The organism is Halobacterium sp. DL1 (assembly GCA_000230955.3).
In the GTDB taxonomy this organism is placed as follows: domain Archaea; phylum Halobacteriota; class Halobacteria; order Halobacteriales; family Halobacteriaceae; genus Halobacterium.
Genome location: CP007061.1, coordinates 89,419 through 109,551, shown reverse-complemented (window position 1 = coordinate 109,551; position 20,133 = coordinate 89,419). Strand labels below are relative to the sequence as shown.

At 52.3% G+C, this 20,133-nt stretch carries 14 protein-coding genes; 4 read left to right on the top strand and 10 right to left on the bottom strand.

Features of this window, described 5'->3' with window-relative positions:
- Position 1 precedes the first annotated feature (1 nt).
- From HALDL1_00460 to HALDL1_00440, 5 genes are all read right to left on the bottom strand, one after another.
- Positions 2-1,339 (bottom strand): transposase, encoded by a 1,338-nt coding sequence (locus HALDL1_00460; GenBank protein AHG05518.1) that lies wholly within the window; start codon positions 1,337-1,339, stop codon positions 2-4.
- A gap of 2,506 nt (positions 1,340-3,845) precedes the next feature.
- Entirely contained in the window at positions 3,846-4,583 is a 738-nt protein-coding gene (locus HALDL1_00455; GenBank protein ID AHG05672.1) for a hypothetical protein, read from the bottom strand.
- A 123-nt stretch (positions 4,584-4,706) separates the two neighbouring features.
- Positions 4,707-6,449, bottom strand: a complete 1,743-nt coding sequence (locus tag HALDL1_00450; protein ID AHG05517.1) for a hypothetical protein — start codon at positions 6,447-6,449, stop codon at positions 4,707-4,709.
- Entirely contained in the window at positions 6,442-7,221 is a 780-nt protein-coding gene (locus HALDL1_00445; protein AHG05516.1) for a daunorubicin ABC transporter ATPase, read from the bottom strand. Before HALDL1_00445 ends, HALDL1_00450 begins: the two co-directional genes overlap by 8 nt.
- Before the next feature lie 242 nt (positions 7,222-7,463).
- Positions 7,464-7,796, bottom strand: coding sequence for a hypothetical protein (locus HALDL1_00440; GenBank protein AHG05515.1), 333 nt, complete (start codon positions 7,794-7,796; stop codon positions 7,464-7,466).
- A gap of 753 nt (positions 7,797-8,549) precedes the next feature.
- On the opposite strand from HALDL1_00440, the gene HALDL1_00435 reads away from it, so the two are divergent.
- Positions 8,550-8,909: a hypothetical protein gene (locus HALDL1_00435; protein ID AHG05514.1), complete on the top strand. Its 360-nt coding sequence runs from the start codon at positions 8,550-8,552 to the stop codon at positions 8,907-8,909.
- Between the two features lie 18 nt (positions 8,910-8,927).
- Here the strand turns inward: HALDL1_00435 and HALDL1_00430 are convergent, their stop codons facing one another.
- The 4 genes from HALDL1_00430 to HALDL1_00410 form a co-directional block, all read right to left on the bottom strand.
- On the bottom strand, positions 8,928-9,749 hold the full coding sequence (locus HALDL1_00430) for a transposase IS4 (protein ID AHG05513.1): 822 nt from the start codon (positions 9,747-9,749) through the stop codon (positions 8,928-8,930).
- 3,635 nt (positions 9,750-13,384) lie between these two features.
- Positions 13,385-14,659, bottom strand: coding sequence for a transposase ISH8 (locus tag HALDL1_00420; protein AHG05512.1), 1,275 nt, complete (start codon positions 14,657-14,659; stop codon positions 13,385-13,387).
- 283 nt (positions 14,660-14,942) lie between these two features.
- Entirely contained in the window at positions 14,943-15,179 is a 237-nt protein-coding gene (locus HALDL1_00415; protein AHG05511.1) for a hypothetical protein, read from the bottom strand.
- A gap of 215 nt (positions 15,180-15,394) precedes the next feature.
- The gene (locus HALDL1_00410) at positions 15,395-16,393 is read right to left on the bottom strand and encodes a hypothetical protein (GenBank protein ID AHG05510.1); all 999 of its coding nucleotides are present in this window, start codon (positions 16,391-16,393) and stop codon (positions 15,395-15,397) included.
- A 169-nt stretch (positions 16,394-16,562) separates the two neighbouring features.
- Between HALDL1_00410 and HALDL1_00405 the strand changes: the two genes are divergently transcribed.
- From HALDL1_00405 to HALDL1_00395, 3 genes are all read left to right on the top strand, one after another.
- Positions 16,563-16,922 (top strand): hypothetical protein, encoded by a 360-nt coding sequence (locus HALDL1_00405; GenBank protein AHG05509.1) that lies wholly within the window; start codon positions 16,563-16,565, stop codon positions 16,920-16,922.
- On the top strand, positions 16,919-17,413 hold the full coding sequence (locus HALDL1_00400; GenBank protein AHG05508.1) for a hypothetical protein: 495 nt from the start codon (positions 16,919-16,921) through the stop codon (positions 17,411-17,413). Before HALDL1_00405 ends, HALDL1_00400 begins: the two co-directional genes overlap by 4 nt.
- A 682-nt stretch (positions 17,414-18,095) precedes the next feature.
- Positions 18,096-18,743 carry a cell division control protein Cdc6 gene (locus HALDL1_00395; GenBank protein AHG05507.1) on the top strand — a complete coding sequence of 216 codons (648 nt, stop codon included), beginning with the start codon at positions 18,096-18,098 and terminating at the stop codon, positions 18,741-18,743.
- Positions 18,744-18,883: 140 nt separating this feature from the next.
- Here the strand turns inward: HALDL1_00395 and HALDL1_00390 are convergent, their stop codons facing one another.
- The gene (locus HALDL1_00390; GenBank protein AHG05506.1) at positions 18,884-20,050 is read right to left on the bottom strand and encodes a transposase ISH3; all 1,167 of its coding nucleotides are present in this window, start codon (positions 20,048-20,050) and stop codon (positions 18,884-18,886) included.
- Positions 20,051-20,133: the final 83 nt, after the last annotated feature.

The following is a 20,133-nucleotide window of genomic DNA, read 5'->3' as shown; positions in this document are numbered from 1 at the left end:
TCTAGACTTTGCCGCTGGTACTCTCAATTGAGAGGTCACAGTTGATTGCTGTTTTGGTCGAACGTTGGAGCAGTTCGTCGAGGAACGCATGGTAGTACTCGGGGTCGGCGTACTTCACCAACCGAAGTTGGAGTATCGCTTCCAATCCCTCTGCTGTCCAGCGCATCCACTGGTTCTTGCACCGCTTGCTGACCTCGCCCATCAGTCGTTCGACGGGGTTCGAGGTCCACGGAACCTCGAACCCCTCGACAGCGTGCTCGGCGAACGTCACAATCGACGGCAGCCACCGCCGAAGATACCCTGCAGCCTTTGCTGACCCGAACTGCTCCAGTTGCCACGCTGTCTTCTCTAATCGCTCTCTCGTTCGCGCGATCCGCGAGCGGATCGCCGCGAACTCCTCCGCTGGACGATGCTTCGCCACAGAGTTCTTCAGATGGAACACCTCGTCGATCACCTCCGAAACGATCTCCTTCCGACGGTCCAAGGAGAAGACGCCATCGTCCCAGAGGGTGTAACCCAGCGTTCGGCCGACGTGGACGAGATCGAGCTGGTGGTCACGGTTTTCGTCGGTAAAGGCTGTGACGATGCCGCTATCAGCGTCACTGACGACCGTCGCGTCGTCAGTGACTGCGCCGATATCATCGAGTTCGGCGGCAGTTTCGTCCCAGTCAGCGTTGACCGACAGATCCAGCAGGGAGCGTGACTCTTCGGCGGTGTCTTCGCCGAGCGTTGCTTGGACGGAGTGGGACGAGCGGTCGTCGTCTTGGCTGTGGCACTTTGTCCCGTCAGGAATGACGGCGTCAGCGTCTGTGCCAGCGACACAGTCTGGAAGGAACTGTTTGAGCTTGTGGCCGTATTTCTTTGCACGGCGGTTGATGGTGGTCGGCGACGGCATCGAGACGAAGCTGTCGCCGTGATTGGCAGCGTCTCGATAGCTGAGCGAGGTAGCGAGATCGACGCTTTTGGCGGCGATGTCCTGCTGATAGCGGTTCTGCCCGTCGAAGTCGAGAACGTCTTCGACGGGCCGGAAGTAGCTGGATTCGTCTGGGGAAGCGGCTGTATCTTCGACGTAGTGGAGAGAGAACTCGTGTTCTCCGGCAGTTGTGACAGCTGTGCGGGTGTCGGTGCCGGCGCGTTGGAAGCGCTGGTCACCGTTGCCATGTGCGTGTTTCTCACCACAGAGCGCCTCGACGCTGGCGGCGTCGAGGCTCTCGACCAGCGATTCGAGAAGGACTGCTTCGAGGTTCTGGTCAGTGACGGCCTCGGCAAGCGTGGCGAGCGGTAGCGTTTTGTCGTCGTCGATACTCAGTTCGAACCGCACGTCGATTGTGGCGTGCATGGGGTACCTCGGTTTGGACACCAGAGGCAACCCCGCCTTCACGGGAGTCAGTTACTACTGAACTCTAGAGGACTTTGCGACACGACCCACAAATTGTAGTCACAAACGATGAAAACATAAAGTTTCTCTACATGACTAGAGTCTGTTCATCCAAATTGGTTGTATTCTACGCCACCGACTAGTCCGTCTCTCGTGACGCCCACTGTTATCTAAGATACTTCGCTGAATCTACACTCTGTATTGACCGTAATTGAAGCAGAATATATCACTTTCTAAGGATTTCAACAGAGCTAAGTATACTCATTCGGTCTATAAATACAGTATGTCGAGTATATCTCAAAATAGTGATGAGGTACGGATAGAATTATGACTAATCAAGGTAAACTAAGATATTTTAATAAATTTTTTGAAAGCTATACATTCCAATATTATCTCGTAGCGAGCCTACTACTGATTTTTCTTATACTTGGGTGGACGTTACGACTGTTCTCTACGTCTTTGTCGACATTACTTGAGCCATATCGAACGCTGTTTCAATTGACGCTTGCAGCAGGTCTCATAGCTATTCTCCGAAACGAATTGGGGCTAAAGACCTACGGGCTGTTTGCTCCGATCGTCCTTGCACTAACATTGCTGTCGACAGGCTTAATTTGGGGATTAGGACTTTTCTTAAATATTTTTGTTATTTCTATGGGAGTTTACGCGATATTAGAACCGCTAAATGTTGGAACAGCCCACCGTCTTGGGGCCATAATTAGTGTCGTCGGCCTCTCTGTGGCTGCGTTTTTACTGATGGGTGATATTGGGCTGTTACCCCGTCTTTCTGGGACGATTGAGGTCTTTTTTCCGGCAATTGTCACCGCGTGGTATGCCGATCGCTTTGCCAGTGATGTCGAAGAACGTGGCTGGTCTGTGCCATCAATTCAGTTCATTTGGACCTTACTCGCAATCGTACTCACTTACGGCCTGATTTCTACGAGACCGATTGTCGACTGGTATATTCGTACACCGGAACTGTGGGTACTACTCATTGGAACAAATCTCTATTTGGGAGTTACAACTCGAACTCGATTAAAAGAGTATTATCGATTCAATTCCCACTGGGGCGGATTCATAAATGGGATCGGGACTCGGATACAGGTTGCACTCCGCAATATCTCGGCTTGGGTCCGTCAGGAGCCGAGACAAACCTCACTTACAGACGTACTGGGCATAAATATCAGGAATAGATACATAAAGCAGTATAATCCAGGTCATCTTCGAACGAGTGCGGGAAAAGTCGAAACAAAGCGACGATTGCACGGGTTAGGTATTCCGACACCGGACACGTACGCAATCGTGGAAGATACGGACGATCTCTCTCAAGCGAGAGCTGTGTTTGAAAAACGAGATTCGTTTGTAATTAAACCGGATGATGCATACGGCGGTGAAGGTATTCTCATAATCACAGATCGTACTGAAGACACATATCACACGACGGATGGAAAAAAGACAGTCGACGACCTCCTTCGACACGTCCAACGGATCATCCAAGGTCAGTATGCAGGAATCAATCTGAGCGGTGCTGCGATCATCGAACAACGGGTAGAGGCAAGCCCGTTATTTAGACGACTCTCATCAGGTGGCGTCCCAGATATTCGAATTATTGTATTTCAAGGATATCCGATCATGGCGATGACGAGACTGCCGACCATTGAATCGGGGAATCAAGCGAATCTTCACAAAGGAGCAATTGGAGTCGGGCTTACAGTTGCTGATGGAACTCCACTCGGCGCGTATCAACAGAGCCATCATCGCTGGGTGCCTACCCATCCCGATACTGGCGTCGACCTTACAGCATTCAAAATTCCGGAATGGGATCGGATCTTACAGACAGCCGTTGAGACCGCGGCCGCCTCTGGACTCGGGTATGCTGGTGTTGATATCACTCTCGACGGGTCTAATACACCACTTGTATTCGAAGTAAACGCGTATCCGGGGCTCGGAATCCAAAACACGACCCGTCTTGGGCTGTTGAAACGGTTGGAATGGATCTGTGAACTCCCACCAGCGTGTGAGTTCTATCCACCCGAAAAGAAAGTCGACCTTGCTAAACAGTGGGACACAGCGGGATACCAATGACGAGTGTAAATCGGTTCGTACTCGTAGCAGGTCTCGCTGTCAGTGTTGTGACACTCGTTGTGTGGCAAATCATCATTCGTTGGTCTCTGAGTACGTTCGAAGTGGTGTTTTTCACTCTTCCCGTCGGGTTCGTTCTCTTCTTGTTTTGGCAAGCCCTCCTCTATTACATTGTCAGTTTGGGTGACCAACCTGGCGAGTGGGGCAACTGGGACGAACCACTAGTTGAACAGACTATCTCTCAGTCAACAACGAACTCTGATAAAACAGACCAAGATTGAATATGAACATAGAATGATAACACAGGATCTGAGAAGTCAGGATCTGAGAAGTACTGGAACTACCGAACATGTAGAAATCTAAATATTTGGTCGTGTCGCAAAGTCCTCTAGAGTTTGCCGCTGAGAGTCCCGACGGTACTTAGTACAAACAAAAATACTGCGTTAGAATGGTGTGCACCAAGTGCACGTAGCTTAGAGAGCGTTAGAGATAGCACCGCCGAGTAGTCTACATGACCATAACTCGAAACTCTAGACCGCTTTGCGACGCGACCGAAAAATTGCGTGTCCTCGTACGAGGCGTTCGACGCCCGACCAGAGTCGAAGTGTCCGAAGGCGTGATCACGCGCGAGGCGCGTTGTCTGAACAATCTCCTCCTGTGAGAAGGATTCGTCTTCTACTGAGTCTGCGGCTTCCTCAGTATCGTTGAGGATCTCTGACTTTGGCCGAACCTCGGGCGCTGAAATGTCGCGATCGTGGACTTCCTTGATGACGAAGTGGGCGGCAGCGTGGATGTATTCGTGAACGGCGTTGTCGAATCGATTTCGCCACGCCCGCGAGAAGGCTGATTCGTCGGGCACCCGGCTGAAGCCGAGAATAGTGGCGACTTCCGGTTGTCGGGTAAGTCGTCGACTGAAGTCGGCGTATGAGTCACCCGTTATCTCCACGAACACGAACGAGAACACCATCGCGCGAAAGGAAAGTGGCGCAGGATGCCACGCTGGATACCCGTCTTCAATCGAGTCTATCGAGTGATCGAGGTTCTCGAATGCGGTGACGAGATTGGTTTCTCTGAGTTTGTTTCGGATGATGATCCCGAGCTGGTACGCTTCGCACAGGGAGCGCATTTGAAGACTCTCAATGGGAGATGAATCGTTAGAGGTGGTCATACGATAGATGAGAAAAATGATGAAACCAACGCTTTGATTTAGACTTATTTGAGGGATCCAATCCAGGTTAAGCCCGAACGTTCACGAGATCTGGTAAGACTCGAACCGACTGATGACATACCAATAGGACGTTACACCGAGAAGGACGAGTCCCCCGATCGCGCCACCGTAGCCACCCAACTGAATAACCCCCGGCGCGAGGTTCCCAACTCCTGATCCAATTGTGCGTACAGTCGTGAGCACTGGCTCGACGAGACCGACACCACGTTCAGCTACCCACACCAAGGGGAGCGAGAGAACCGTCGAAAAGAATCCAGCGATGATAGACCGTGTTCCTTCGGGAAGGAACCACGACAGCGCACCGAACAGCCCGAAACCGAACACGATAATTCCGTGGAGTGTACTCGCCGTCAAGCTCGGCGGGAGGATGTTTTGAGCCCGACCAGCGGAGACTGTACTAAACCGGGGAAACCGAACTCCGGCTGCAGGTGCAAGCAATACAGAACACCACAGGAGGGCAGCTGCCAACAGCAGTGCTGCCGTGAGATCAGTCGTGTTGAAGGGACTGAACAGCCCAAAAACGAGTCCTGTAAGAAGTAGGAGCATGCTGCCGACAGAGAAGCCGAGGATTGCCAAGCCCCGCACAAACGTCCGACCGGAGACCGTTGTCGTGAGTGTCACGGGTAGTACATCACCTTCGTCGCCGAGCGGATTCAACCCGAAGGCGACGCCACTAAACCAGGGAATACCGACAAAACATACCGCCAAGAGGATTTCCCAGCCGATCCCGGAACCGAAAGCATTCACGATTGTCGGTGCTGCCACGATGGCCGGTAGGAGGACGAACGATAGTTTTCCAGGGTTCCGGAGCGTCTGGATGAGTGCTCTGGCTGCGACGGTCCGGCTCGGTGTCTTCGAGAGAACGAGCGACAACGGGATGGGCCGCAGTGCCGCTTCAAGTGGCGAAACGGCCTCCGGCGGGGAAGTCGATTCCACCCCAGTTATGGTACCTGTGATCGGATCGCTGTACCAGTAGATTCCTGCGAGGCGATCAACGGCCGCCCCAGCGAGACCAACAAGTGCGATCGTCACCCCAATCGCCCCGAGTGCTCTAAGCAGTGATGGCTGAATCGGTGATCCGACAACGAGGAGGTCAGTATACCAAGCGATAGGAACCGACGCAAGGACGGCGAAATCGATCCGGCCAGAACTCAGCGCGAAGATGGGACCCATGAGAAGCACTGCGAGACCAATTCCAAGAGGGGTTTTATATCGAGCGATGAACGGTGAGGTCGAAACGAGCGTCGCGCCGGCGAGACCAAGCGTGTACCCGACGATACCAGCACTCGCGAGGAGTGTAGTGACCGCGAGTGGGATACAGAGCACCGAGAGTGGTGCCCCGACCGTCGCAGCGAACGCCCCTGCGAGAATGATCGTCGGTAGGGCGAGATAGGTTGCCCCACGGAGGAGTTCGGCGATAACGAGACCAGTTACGACTGCCCGCGTTGATGTCGTCGTAAGCATGAGTGATTCTGCGTCGATCCGTCCCGTCCGGGAGAGCGCTCTAGCGGCATATAAATAAACGATCGTCCCCCAGAACGGGACAGTAAGTCCAGCAAGCATCGCAGGCAGCGGTGTTGGTTCCAAATCAGCCAGAAAGAGGCGCATGAGCAGTACCAGAAAGGCCGTTACCGCCAGAACGGCCAGTACTGCTCCACCAACCAGGAACAGTCGGAGGGAGTCCTGACGAAGCCCACGGAGCGTCCGCCGATACTCAGTTGTCCCGATTCGTACGCCGTGTCTGAGCCAGCGGCGGTCACTCATCGTGGTTTCCCGATTCGTCTTCGGGCCCCTGCGTCGCGTCTGGGAGTTCCTGCGTTACCTCGAGGAAGACGTCCTCGAGCGAGCGTTTTTTTCCGGTTTCGGCGCGGCGCTGAAGCTCGGAAGGCGCTCCTTCGGCGACGAGTTGGCCATTCGAGATGACACCGACGATATCAGCGTGTTCTTCGACGATCGGCAGGATGTGTGACGACAGGATGATCGTTGTTCCCTCGTCGGCGAGATCGTCGATCATGGTTCGGAGGGTGCGGGCCGCTCGTGGATCGAGGCCCTCTGTCGGTTCATCGAGAAAAAGCACGTCGGGGCCGTGTAACAGGATCTGGACGAAGGCGAGTTTCTGACGGGTCCCCTTCGAGTATGTAGCAATACGGCGGTCGATGTAATCCTCGAGGTCAAGTGCGTCGACGAGGCTCTCAATGCGCTCTTGCGTTGGCTCCAGCGGGAGATCACGCAGGCCGCGGATATAGTCCAACTGCTCGTGTCCGGAGAGTTCATCGAACAGGGGTGGTTCTTCGGGAAGGTAACCGATATGTTCGACGAGGGCGAGACGATCCGTGATGGGATCGCCCATCACCCTCGCGGAACCACTGGTTGGTTTCGTGAGCGTGGTCAACATCCGCATCATGGTCGTTTTGCCGGCACCGTTCGGGCCAAGCACACCGTAGACGACACCTTCCGGAATGGACAGCGAGAGGTCGTCGACGGCGAGGACAGTTCCGTATTGTTTCGTCAGGTCGTGAGTTTCGATTGCAACCATTGTGAGGGCGTCGTTTCGATATTTTGTATCTGTTTACCCCCACAGAGAGGGTTCTCAATCCCCTGAAACGCCCGAAAATAAGGGGCAAAATAGCATTTATAAGTGATCCTGTTTGGCGGTGAATTCAAAAATCGACAGACGGCGCTGGTGTTAGTGACGTTACGCCGTTGAGCGGTGAAGCTGGGCGCTAGCAAAAGCCTCTTCTGTCTTGCGATTTCTGGGGGTAAACACATACGATATTTTTATACGGTGTTGAGGCGTGGCCCGAGCAGGTAGACGACGACACCTGCCACAACTGCTGCACCGCCGATAAACCGGAGGTCGACGGGAATTTCTCCGACAAGCGGGAATATGCCGAGGATACCGATTCCAACTCCGACGGTGTACGATCGGGAGACTATCCATTCACCGAGGACAGCTACTGCGCCAAGCGCAATCAGGACGCTCGCTGCATTAAACGATGAACTGACCGACACGACACCAATAAGGATGAGGCCGCCAACCGTGGCACCGACGCCAAGTCGCTGAATTTGCGTTGACTCATCAAGGGTTGTATTCGAATCGCGGCCATTCATAACACATCAGCTCGTTTCGCAACCAGATACGCTACCGGTAACATAAGTAAAAAGATTAGTCCCAACGCGTAATTCAAGATTTGATCTGAGTCTGTTGACACACCATATAGTAAAATGATGAGTACAATCGCATGGAGGGCTGCTAATACCCAGATATACTGATTTTGTTTCATATTGATGTAGATGACCAGAAATTATATAATTGTTCGGTTAGGTCCCACAATCAAGACACTGGCCACAAAAGACCGGGAGAGTAATCCCACAAACACTCGTGAAACAGATAATAAACGCTACTGCGCCCGGGACGCCAAAAGTTAAGAAAGCCAAACATGCTGGACAGGCTCCTCCAATGATTCCGATACACGTAGTACAGGTATTCAAACAAGACTGTTGTGCTATAGCTACTTCTCCAACTTCAATATCATCCGAGCTCGGTTCGTCGTCTTCGAATAATTCTTGTACTTCGTACTGAATCTCACGATCCTCTAAGAGCACCTCATACACTTGGAGATCCAAGTCCGAATCTGGATCCTGTTGAGATGATTGTTCTGACGAATCTTCGAAGCCTTTGAAGAGGCGAAATCCGTTCATTTCTGAGGTTTTGACAATCCTCAAATCTTCTGGCTCTGTTGAAACCCTATTCTTCGTACATATCCTTGCTTGAAACGCCCCAGTTAATGAGAGCTGCGTATTGACCAATAAAAAGTCATATAATACCCATAGCGTTTTGTGGGTGTCTGGTGAATTACATGTATGAGTGAAGAAGAACTCGATCCGGTCGAACAACTTCGTCGGGTCGGGATTGGACTGGTACTCGGTGGGCTGGCCTTTGGTGGGCTGTCGTTTGGTGTCGATGCGGTTGTGAGTGGTATCGTGCTGCTGGGTGCTGGTATCATCGTCTGGTGGGGTGAATATCGCCGAGAGTTGACTGTCGGGATTGGGGTTGGTATCGGGGTGGCTGGACTGGTCGCTCTCATTGACGTAGGAACCGACACCGGCTTCAATGGGCTCCGGTTGGCAGGATTCATCGTTGCGCTCGGTGTCGCGGATTACGTGCTTGCACCTGCCTACGGTAAAATCCAAGACGCCGGTGAACGGGCCAGTAACCGGTAGAAAATCTGTGCTGACTATTCAGAGTGATCGGTCAATATTGTGACTGAGACAGGCGATAGTGAGTTCACGGAACTGTTTCCACCAGTGCCGTGAGCGGACGAATGCACCGTACTTTCGCTTGAGTGTCGAATTGACGGTCTCAGATTGACTCCGTTGGCCGTAGAGATCGGCGTCTAAGCGCGCGTTCCATGCCTTGTGGAGCGGTGTGAACTCACGATGCTTGATTAGTGGCCGAACCTCGTATTGACGGGCAAGCCGTCTGATCTTATGGTCGTCGTAGCCCTTGTCACCGAGCAGAATGTCAATATCCTCTGGATTGCGCTTGATCAACGACGGAGCGATCTGGCTATCGTGTTTCCGAGTCGTCGTCACGTGTAAATCGAGAATCGCGTTGACCTTTGTATCGACCAGCAACGTCACCTTGAGTTGCTGAATCGTGAGTTTGGCTCGTTTCGTGTAGTGTTTTGAGGCGTGACTGCGGTCGAATCCCGACGCATCAACACCAACAACTCCGCTCGTCGGAAGTAGCGTTGCTGAGAGAGTCAATATAACACGCCACACAGCCATATCAAGCCGATTGAACGCCTTACAGAGTGTTGAAGGGGTAGGAAGTTCGGCTAGTCCAAGAGTTCGGCGGATGCGTGGCATCTCGATTAGTTCGTCAAGCAGGCCTCGGTAGGTTGTGTCTTTTCGAACTTTGAGACATAGCAGAACAACGTGCTGGGGAAGTGTATAGCGATGTTTGGAGAACTTCGAGGAGTATCGAGAAACCGCTCGGCGTGCCAGATGGATCGCCTTCTCAGTAAACCGGAGAATCTGCGACTTCGGGAGAGCCTTCATGTCGTGGAATTACAGGACGAACATGTAATTCTCTAAGGATTTCAACAGAGCCGAGGTGATGGTAATGTCTTCCACCTTCGATTTCGACTCCATTAGGCCTGTAGGTGGATCGGTCCAGGACGGGTTTGAGGAGCTTTGCTGTCAGATTTCCCGGTTGTATGACGAAGTGCCTGAAGACTCGAGGTTCACAAAGAAGGGATTCCGGGATTCTGGGATCGAATGTCTTTGGGAACTACCAAACGGTGAGACATGGGGATGGCAGGCAAAGTTTTTCGATCAAATTGATTCGAGTCAACTAGATCAGTTGGATGATTCTGTAGAGGCTGCATTAGATAATCATCCCAATCTCTCTAAGTACTTTATTTGTGTCCCCTACGACCCCGAAGACCCTGATTTGGATGATGGAAGACGGAAAACAGAATTAGAGAAGCTGAATTATAGAATCGAGAAGTGGGAGGACTGGGCCGAAGATCGTGATATGGAGGTTGAATTCGTTTACTGGGGCGAATCAAAGCTAACTGGACTCCTTGATCAAGAGAAATTTAGAGGACGCCTTTACTTCTGGTTTGAGAAAGAGCAGCTGACGGACAATAAACTAGAACAACAGACTGGTGTTCAGATTAAAAACGCTAAACCCCGATATACTCCCGAAGCAGACGTTGATGTCCCTATCGCAAAGGCGTTTGAGGCATTAGGAAGAACGAATTGGTTCCACAACGAATTCCAACGGAATCTGTCTAATCTGCAAGAAAAAGAGCATAAGGCGTTATCTGATGGGCGACCCGAGCTCTTGCGTAATCTTCACTCCAGCGAGTACCAAGATCTAGTTGAAAGCTTGGAAATCATTCCCCAGCTTGCTTCTAACCTCAATAAAATCCATGAGCCATTCCCACTCGGCGAAATAATATCAGAGACGAACACAGCTGTATCAGCAGTAAGTACTCTCCAAGACGAAATCAGAGAAGAACAGGACGATGAGTCACAAGACAAAGAACTGAAAACTGCAAACCGACACTTGAGAGAGCTGTGGTCTGAACTCCGGAACTTCCGGAGCGTCTTACAACAGGATTCAACATCACTAATAAACAATTCTGTACTCTGCATCACGGGAGGAGCGGGCGTCGGAAAGACTCACCTCTTCTGCGATATAGCCGAAAACCGGCTTTCCGAAGGGAAACCAACTGTATTAGTTCTCGCCAACAGCTATCAAGGCGGTAATCCGTGGAAATTCGTAATCGAAGAAACTGAACTTGAATGCGGAGTTGACGAATTTTTGGAAGCGTTAGATGCCTTCGGTGAAGCTCGGGATGTCCGATCTCTCATTCTGATAGATGGCCTAAATGAGAGCAGGGCGATGGACCAATGGCTCGACTACCTCTCCGGTATGATTCAGAAACTTAGTCACTATCCCTACGTCGGACTAGCCTTCAGCCTGAGACCGGAATACGAGAGATGGATAATCCCGGAACATCTCTCAGATGACGATCTCGTAAAGATAGAACATAGAGGATTTGTCGATAGGGAATACGAAGCAACACAAACCTTCTTCGACTACTACGGTCTTGAAGAGCCTTCTGTACCTCTCCTCTCCCCTGAATTCCAGAATCCGTTATTTCTCAAACTATTTTGTGAAAGTCTTGAGGAACGGGATGAACCACGGGTACCATCTGGATCCCAGAACCTGAGCAATATTTTCAATAACTATTTAGGCTCAATCCATAGGGAAATTTCTCGTCCAAGCGAACTGGGATACAATCCTGATCGAAACTTGGTGAAGGAAGGTGTCGAAGCTTTAGCCCGGGAAATGGCAGAACAGGAAACGGATTGGCTTTCAAAAGACGAAACCATAGCGATTCTAGAAGGTCTCTACGAATCCGACAGTTATGACGATAGTCTATATCACCGGATGGAGTCTGAGAATGCGATTTCTGAATTTGTCAATATCCGCGAAGACCAAAAAGCAGTGAGATTTCCCTATCAGAAATTCTCCGATCACTTCATCGCTAAAGAATACCTAGACCTGTATCTCGATACTGACGACGTCGATGTATCTTTTCAAGATGGCAGCGAACTAAGCCGTATTATTTCGAATGGTCGGAACCCGGGACTGATACAAGCCCTCTCAATTCAACTCCCTGAATACGTAGATCGAGAACTCTTCGAATTCTTCCCAGGAGAGAATCTGGTTGAACCGTTCATAGATAGCATCACTTGGCGAAAACCAGAAACCCTAACCAACCAAGATGGGGAAATCAAGGAGCCAATTCTAGACTTCATCCATGACTTTGTCAACACCCGCCGTCGTGTAACAAATTTCTTAGATACGGTACTCACTGTGGCTCTGAAGCCAGACCACCCCTTCAACGCTAAATATCTTCACGAAAACTTGCTAAACAGAGAAATCCAAGATAGAGACCATCTCTGGACACTATATCTAAATCGGCGCTGGGACCCTGAAAACACCACTCAGCTTGTTAGAATCGTCGAATGGGCCGGAGAATTGGAAGACGAAGAGCCCGGTGATGAAGTTAAGGTACTTTCGTCAATCATCCTTTCGTGGCTATTCACGAGCTCAAACCGGTTCGTGAGAGACCGGGCGACTAAGGCCTTGACCAATCTGCTAGATGATGACTTCGAAATTTGGAAGAAGGTTGTAAACCAATTCCAAGGGGCGAACGACCCGTATGTACTTGAAAGAGTATACGCTTCAGCCTACGGAGCTTGTCTGCGAAACCCCAGTGATTCTGAGATGCCTCTACTCGCTGAAGCGGTATATCAGCGGGAATTCAAAGATTGCAGTCCACTACCACATTTCCTCGCTCGTGACTATGCCAGAGGAATCATCAAAGCCAGTCTACGAGCAGACACCGATTTTCAGGTGAACCAGGAACTGGTCGACCCACCATACGAGAGTCCAGAGCCGGAGATACCCTCAGCGAAAGAACTGAAACAACAGTGGGAGTCAGTTGTCGAGGCTACAGAACACGACTGGGAAAGCCTTGACTCTGAATGGTTTGATCTTATCGGAGGTGATTACGAGGGTGACGGGTTCAGCGACTTTGCAAGATACATCGTCGGCAGTAACAATGATCGATACTTTAAAAACCACAACTTAGAGATTGGAGAAGCTCTGCGATGGATAGTCAAACGTATAATCGAACTAGGTTGGCATCCAGACTTGTTCAAGGAGTTCGACGACCGACTTAGGAAACGTCCCTACGACCGCCACGACACGGCCAAACCCGAGAGAATCGGAAAAAAGTATCAGTGGATTGCATACCACGAACTTCAGTCCCGTGTCTTCGATAACTACCAACCAATCACCGGAACTACCTCCGAAATTACAGAATATCCCCAACCTTGGGACTGGCACATATCCGACCGAGATATCGACCCTTCTTTCTCACTGGCCCACTACACAAAGCCGGAAACAGACTGGTGGAACCCTATAACGGAAGAGGAAGCAACCAACCCCGAGCAGTCACACAAAGATTGGGTTACTAGTACTGAGACGCCAGATTTAGAACAGCTAATTCAGTTTGATCACGGTGACGAGACATGGATTAATCTCCACGGCCGATACAGCTACCGGGAGGAAAAGAAGGGGCTAATATGTCACTTCCATTCGTCTTTAGCTAAGACTCACACCTCGGTTGCGTAGCGGTAGCGAGCGTCTCTTGTAATATCGGTCGTTGCTGGTGAATCTTCTGTGCGTCTTCGATCAGCCGCTCCAACAGCGGCGGTGGCGAGTAGCCGAGATACTCGCCGAGTTCGTGGAGGATGAGCTGGGCGTGCGACCGGAAGGTCGCCGCCCAGCGCTCCGGCGGAAACACGATCTCGTCGCCAGCCTGCTCAGTGACCAGTTCCAACAGCTCACGGCTCACCAGCAGTGACAGCAACGCTGCGTACAGTAAGATCTTCACTACGTCCTCGTTGCTTGTGTCGAACTCGTCCAGGTCGTACTGTGTCTTCAACTCACGGAACAGCAACTCAACTTCCCACCGACACCGGTATATCTGCGCTAAGTCTGCCGGAAAGAACTCCTCTCTCGACAGATTTGTCACGTACAGATGGTAGTCGTCGGCGTCCTCGTTGCGGACGCCGACGACGCGGAACCGCTTCGTATCTAGCGACCGCGTCCCGTTGTACGGCCCACGCTTGAACTCGACTTCGACCTCCACATCGATGTACGTCCGCGAGAGGTCATCGAGAACCTCTCGGAGCTGCTTGCCCTCTAAGGGAATGGCGCGCCCGCGCCATTCCCGTAATTCAGCCGTAATCACCGGATTTGCGTTCTGTTTGAGTCGGCTCACGAAGTAGCCGCCGTTCTCGTCAATCCGCGCAAACCGGCGGTACTTGAAGTACGCTAAGTCGAACAACACGAGGCGGTTCTCAAGCCACGACCCTGTCTTGAACAGCGTGCTATCGTGTGTTTTCTCGTCGGTAACATCGATCCGTTCAATCGTTTGGTCAGTAGCATTGTGGAGCAGGTGGAGCTTCGCTCCAGCCTGCTCCTCGTGGCGGGCTTCGTACTTCTCGGAGAGAAACTCGTGTAACCGCAACACCGTTCCATCGGCGATTATCACGTCCCTGAATCGGTTGATATCAGCGTCAACAGCATCGGGAACAGCGACCTCGTCGAGACCATGCTCGACGAGGTCGCGGAGGTACTCCGCGAGCGTCGGCGTCAACCGCTGATAGAACCCACCCGGTGAGATCGACTCGTCAGCTGTCGAGTTGTAGCTGCGTCGAAACCCTGCGAGTGTTCGGCTTTCGCCTGCGGCGAAGCCGAACACGAATGCCCAGATGAAAGCGGGAATCTGGAGCTTGCGGTCGCGTTCGACCACGCCGAGTTCCTCGGCGTGCTCTTCGAGGAACTCGGAGGGAAACAGTGTAGTGAGCCGACGCATAATTCGAGATGAGGAAGTCTGGTTGTACACAGACTCGACTTCCTCATTCCTCTCGAAAAGAAGCCTCGATAAGCTACCGCAGTACAGCGATTCATCTCCTAACTAAAGACGGATGGACACTAACGTAATCGATGCTAGCCCGATTCAGAACTGCTGGAATATCCGTGGGACCAGAGAGAGATACCGAGACGGTTGGAGAATCCGGGTCACCCATACCATCGATTCTCACATCAGACGGATAAACCATCTGTGCTGGAGAGCCTCGAGGTACTCGCGTTGACCGTTAGACAAACGCCTGCGTCCGCTCTGCTGTGTGCTTGCTGACGACCTCGTTGACACCCTCGCGATCAAGCATCGCTTTGTGGAGCGCTTCCTCGATTGTTCTCAGCTCGCTTATCTCGTCGGCATCGTCGATTCCTTCCTCCCATGCTTCGCGTTCACCGGGTCGGAGGACTCCACGGTCGTCGAGCGCGGCGACCAGCTCGTACAGATCCTTGGAATACGCAGACAACTGCGCCATATCCCATTTTCCATTCTGTATATGGCTTAGATCTTTCTTTCAGACTCGAATCCGTTCACTGTGATATCAAGTAGAGTTCAGCAGACGATTGTGAGCAGTACGTGAGAAAACTGGTCGTCCAACTGGGTTGATACTCTTGGTCGGTAGCGGGAACACCCACGTCAGGGCCGACGTCAACCGTAACGTGTCCCCCATCGTCACGTCACTGGACCAGCTCACCGGTCCGATCTCGATGGCGTGTGATACGACTGTCCAGACTTGAACTCAGTCAGTTCCTCGATCCGCAATTCGAGCTCTTCGACTTCATCGCGAAGCTGGTCGACGCCGTCGGAATCGCTCGCCGCGAGCTGGTCTTTGAGGCCCTGGAGCCGTGTCTCCTTTCGATCTTCGTCCACCTCGGCTTTCCGAACGTACTCGGTTTCTTCAGTCTCGTAGACATCGCTTTCAGCAACATCAGTCACCTCGAGGGCATCGTCAACTTTCCCGCGGTCAACGCTCACCACCCGGTCACGGTCGATCCCAGCTGATTGGAGCGTGTCCAGCACTTCGTCGTCATCTTTGAGCGAGCGATTCGTCCGAGCAGTCCGCTGGACCGAGCCGTATGATCCCGAGACAGGGCGGTCGTGATGGAGTCGGTCTAAGAGCGTGTCAGCAATTTCCTTGCGGAGATCGTCGGCATCCCGTTGGACATCCGAGAGCAAGGTATACAGGTCGATGAGCGTCCCTGTCTCGACATCTTCGAGCGCCTCCACCTCGTGGCGTTCAAGCGCGTCGACAAGCAAGAGCGCATCCGCGTAGACGTCGAGATCTGGCACCGCTCGTTCGTCGAGAGCAGGATCAGGCACAGAGGAAGGGTCCTCATCAAGTAACAGTGAGGTGGTTGGCTCTTCGGTCTCGATAATCACACCTCGGTCGTCGTTCACCTCGAATCGTGGATGGAGACTCAACACCGTCGGGTATGGATCCGCATCGGGTGGGAGTCGGTCGAGGTCAAATCCGTCGTGAGAGTCAGAGACCCGCCGATATAGCGTCTCGAACTGATCTTTTAGAAGAGGTCGCGACTCACCGCTGTCTGTGAACCTGATGATGACACGGTGTTCCTGGACGCCAGTGATCTGAAACCGGTCGTTCGAGAGTGGGGTTCGGAACGTGGCTCCTTCCGGGAGCTCATCCAACCGCTCAAGGAGATTGTGCCAGCTGACCCGAAACGACATATTCGTACTGAGACAGTCGGATGCTAAATGTCTGAGGTTGCTCACAGAGATTATCGATCAATTCGTCATCAGAGGGTGAAAGTCACTTCTCGGTTTCGACGACGGAGATAAGACACGAAGATACGATTGAGTCCACGGATTCAAGATATTTCTCCACGAATCGTCGCATATGATCGATGGTCCAAAAACCTCACCTTCGTTTCTCTCGTCGCTTCCGAGCCAACCCATTACCGACGACATCGTGAAGCAGATTGGCGAAAACGACAACCCAAAAATTCGCGGAGCTATGGGTTTTCCGGGATCATCCCCTGGCACGATCGAAGCGTTCCTGCTGGATATGGAAGCGAAGACACATGTGATTGTCTTTGATCCAGGCGCGGAACAATGGCACGTTTACAAATCATTCGAAACCGAGGGGATGAGCCATCAACAGATGGTTGATTATGCGAGCGAACTCGCCAACGAGTGGCTCGCCCAAAGCCTCTCGGACCGCATCGCAGCCGCAGAAAACACTGAGCAGGACACATGATTCTCCGCTACTACGCTGATTCGGACGTCCGAGAATGGCACGACCATACGCTACGGCTCTTCCGAACGCTGTATGATACGCACGGCATCGCTGTCGAGATCGACCGGATCGACGAGCAGCACGGGCCGATCACGGACTTCCCAGGCGAAATACGATACTCGACGCCCGAAGAGGTCTACGAGCGCGATCTTAAACGCAACCGTGCTCTGAACCAAACTATCGACCAGACACCGTCAGAGGCGTTCAAACGCTACAGGAAACTCGATATCGCTGGAAACGTTGCGGTAGTCGATGATGAGGGAACTGTCCAATGGGCCTCAACACTGCCGGGCTACGCTGACGGCTATCGGCCAGGGGCTGCGTCACAGACTGCGATGGACTTCCTAGAGGATATTGCCACCGATCCAAGCAACCGTCTCTGCGTTGAGTGTCTCTCTCTGCTGGATGGCGACGAAACCTTCTGTCCGAACTGTGGCTACGAATTTCCATAGCGTACGCTATTGGATCGGGAGTATCGAACGCTGACTACCTAGTATCATACAGGATACATAAAAATGAGTAGCTCTATCAGCTGGTTTCACGCCATTAGCCCTTTACATTTGACCGCTTACAATGCGTACACTCTTGGAACGCAAGCGATGGGGTTGACGACCAGACCACGAGAAATGATATCCCGTGCCGCATTAACATTCTCTGTGGAGCTACACACTAGACACGAATGGTCGCACACCTACAACGGTTTGTCTGCTTCACACTACTCTCGAAGTGTGACCCCACCCACCCCGGATTGTAAGTGTTCTCACGACTGTTAGGGTCCCTGGGGGACATACTGCCCAGAGATGTATTATATAAAAGCCGGGTGAATAGCTCCATATACACACCCCTAATTGTAAGTGTAAACACACGCTTAAGAGCCGAGTTATGTGAAATTTCTAGCTTTAACTATACCCTGCTATACTACCTCTACCCATAACCATATATAATATAATACAGATAGAAGTAGTTCCGACAACAAGACAGTGGGTTGACATTCGTGCAGAACCGGTCCTACCGTTTTGACTCATGGAACACTTACAATCCGGGGTGGGGGTGTTGAAGACAGATAGGAACAGATACAACACTTACAACACTTACAAGGTGGGGTTTCAAGTACGTTGCCTAACACGACGTGATATGGACTCGCCATTCAAGGGTGCAAACGATATCTTTCAGACGAAGGAGCCCTTTGAAGAGGCATATCATCCTGAAGAGATCCTTGAACGGGACGAGGAGATCAAGACGTTTGCTGCGGCTTTACAAGACGTACTTGATGGCTTTGGGCCGCCTAACGTGTTTATTTACGGCCAGACAGGCGTCGGGAAAACTGCAACGACTCATAAGGTAACTGAGTATCTTGAGGCTGACGCCATAGAGGCCGGGGTGAACCTTACTGTCTTTAGCATCAACTGTAATAAGCGAGATACGACCTACAAAGTCATCACCCACCTCGCCAACGAACTCTACTCAGAAAAGACGTTCAAGCAAGGTCATCACCCAGATACACTCTGGGATCGTATCTATACCGCGCTCGACGAACTTGGGGGGAGTATTCTTGTTGTCCTCGACGAGATCGACAAGCTCGGCGAAGATGAGGAGCTCCTCTATGAATTCCCTCGAGCGAATGCGATGGGCGAACTTGAGCACGCAAAGGTAGGCATTATCGGCATTAGTAATAATTTCAAATTCCGTGAGAGCCTTTCGCCCCGGGTCAAATCCACACTAACCGAACGAGAGATTCAGTACCTCACAAAGCATCCTCGGCTAGCTGTTTCTGCGGCCTGAGTTCTGTGTCGAAGCGGTTGTACTGACGGTCTCGACGAGAGAATTACGGACGGATCGACGGAGAGCTGTCGCTGTCGGCGGCGGTCAGCCGCCGACGCGACAGCGTCGCCACTCACTCCGCTGGCTTGCTCGGTCGGTGGTTAGCGGTGGAATCGGTCGTCAGGTGGCCGATTCGCGGGGACGGCCCGACGCACCGCGAGGGCCGTCCACGCAGCTCGTCGAATCATATTGACGAACTCCTTGTACGGCCACCACCAGAGGCGACGCCCGCCTCGGCGGGGCGTCGCCACATACTCGTAGTGAAGGTACCGCCAGACGTTCTGTAAGAGGAGACTCACCACCACGTACAGCAGCCGTACCGTTGGATCTCGTGTTGTCGTTGTCGCTATCGCTTGCTCAAACAAGCGATAGCTTGACTCGATACCGAAGCGTTTCGAGTAGTGGTATCGAGCGTCCCGTGGTGAGTCGATGAACGGCGCGTCAGCGGCGTAGCCGTGACGCGCCACACCGTTCTCGTCATACTTCCCATTTAGGTACGTACAGTCGATGTAGACGGGAAAATCGACGGTCCAGCTGTGACCGTCGAGTTTCCCCGTCAGATCATGCTGAATGACGCGACTCCATCCTTCCGAGAGCTCTTGCTGAATCGCCTCACCCCACCGGATGATCGGGATCACGTACGCGTAATTGTGCGCCTGAAGCAGCGTGAGACACTTACTGTCGTAGAATCCGCGATCAAGGTAGACGGCCTTGACCCCGGCGTCAAGGCCGTCGAGGACACCGAAGAACTCAGCGAGGACACTACTTGCGGTATCGCCGTCTTTGAGACGGCGTACCGCCAGCGTGTAGCGTTTGTTCTTCACACGCGCGTAGAGTGTGGCATAGGCGTGGAACGCAGTGGTTCCACGCTTCGCTACCGAGTGATAGAGGCCGTCTGTGTCGTCTTCGTCACCGTAGTAGGGCCGCAGGTGGAGGTCTGCGCAGACCTCCACCTGTTCGGGGAGCAATTCATCGAGATCCTTTCGCAGGAGCGTGTTAGCGACTCGTTCGAGCCGTTCCGGCTCGAACTTCGTCCGAAGATGGTAGAGGACCGTGTTCCCAGCGGGTGAGTTCTGGCTCGACGCACAGAGCGTAGAGACAGAGGTCCCGTCGGCGCAAGCGCCGACGAGGACCTCATAGATGTCTTCAGCAGTGATTTCAGCGTTATTGGCTAACGAGAGCGAAACTTCCTCGTCAAGGCGGTTGACGAGAAAGTTAAGAAGCTGGTCCTCGTGGATCTCACCGTCTGCTTGTTTGGTTTTAGACACACCTTCAGCAAGCAGACGTTCTAACTAAGCGGCTTTGTGAAGTACTGAGATTCAGTTCTCGCCGTATGACGCAAATGAACTCC

Coding starts and splice junctions, on each gene's coding strand:
- HALDL1_00435 (AHG05514.1), top strand. CDS start 8,550: ATGAGTGAAGAAGAACTCGATCCGGTCGAACAACTTCGTCGGGTCGGG.
- HALDL1_00395 (AHG05507.1), top strand. CDS start 18,096: ATGGACTCGCCATTCAAGGGTGCAAACGATATCTTTCAGACGAAGGAG.
- HALDL1_00405 (AHG05509.1), top strand. CDS start 16,563: ATGATCGATGGTCCAAAAACCTCACCTTCGTTTCTCTCGTCGCTTCCG.
- HALDL1_00410 (AHG05510.1), bottom strand. CDS start 16,393: ATGTCGTTTCGGGTCAGCTGGCACAATCTCCTTGAGCGGTTGGATGAG.
- HALDL1_00460 (AHG05518.1), bottom strand. CDS start 1,339: ATGCACGCCACAATCGACGTGCGGTTCGAACTGAGTATCGACGACGAC.
- HALDL1_00430 (AHG05513.1), bottom strand. CDS start 9,749: ATGAAGGCTCTCCCGAAGTCGCAGATTCTCCGGTTTACTGAGAAGGCG.
- HALDL1_00440 (AHG05515.1), bottom strand. CDS start 7,796: ATGAATGGCCGCGATTCGAATACAACCCTTGATGAGTCAACGCAAATT.
- HALDL1_00415 (AHG05511.1), bottom strand. CDS start 15,179: ATGGCGCAGTTGTCTGCGTATTCCAAGGATCTGTACGAGCTGGTCGCC.
- HALDL1_00445 (AHG05516.1), bottom strand. CDS start 7,221: ATGGTTGCAATCGAAACTCACGACCTGACGAAACAATACGGAACTGTC.
- HALDL1_00400 (AHG05508.1), top strand. CDS start 16,919: ATGATTCTCCGCTACTACGCTGATTCGGACGTCCGAGAATGGCACGAC.
- HALDL1_00455 (AHG05672.1), bottom strand. CDS start 4,583: ATGCGCTCCCTGTGCGAAGCGTACCAGCTCGGGATCATCATCCGAAAC.
- HALDL1_00450 (AHG05517.1), bottom strand. CDS start 6,449: ATGAGTGACCGCCGCTGGCTCAGACACGGCGTACGAATCGGGACAACT.
- HALDL1_00420 (AHG05512.1), bottom strand. CDS start 14,659: ATGCGTCGGCTCACTACACTGTTTCCCTCCGAGTTCCTCGAAGAGCAC.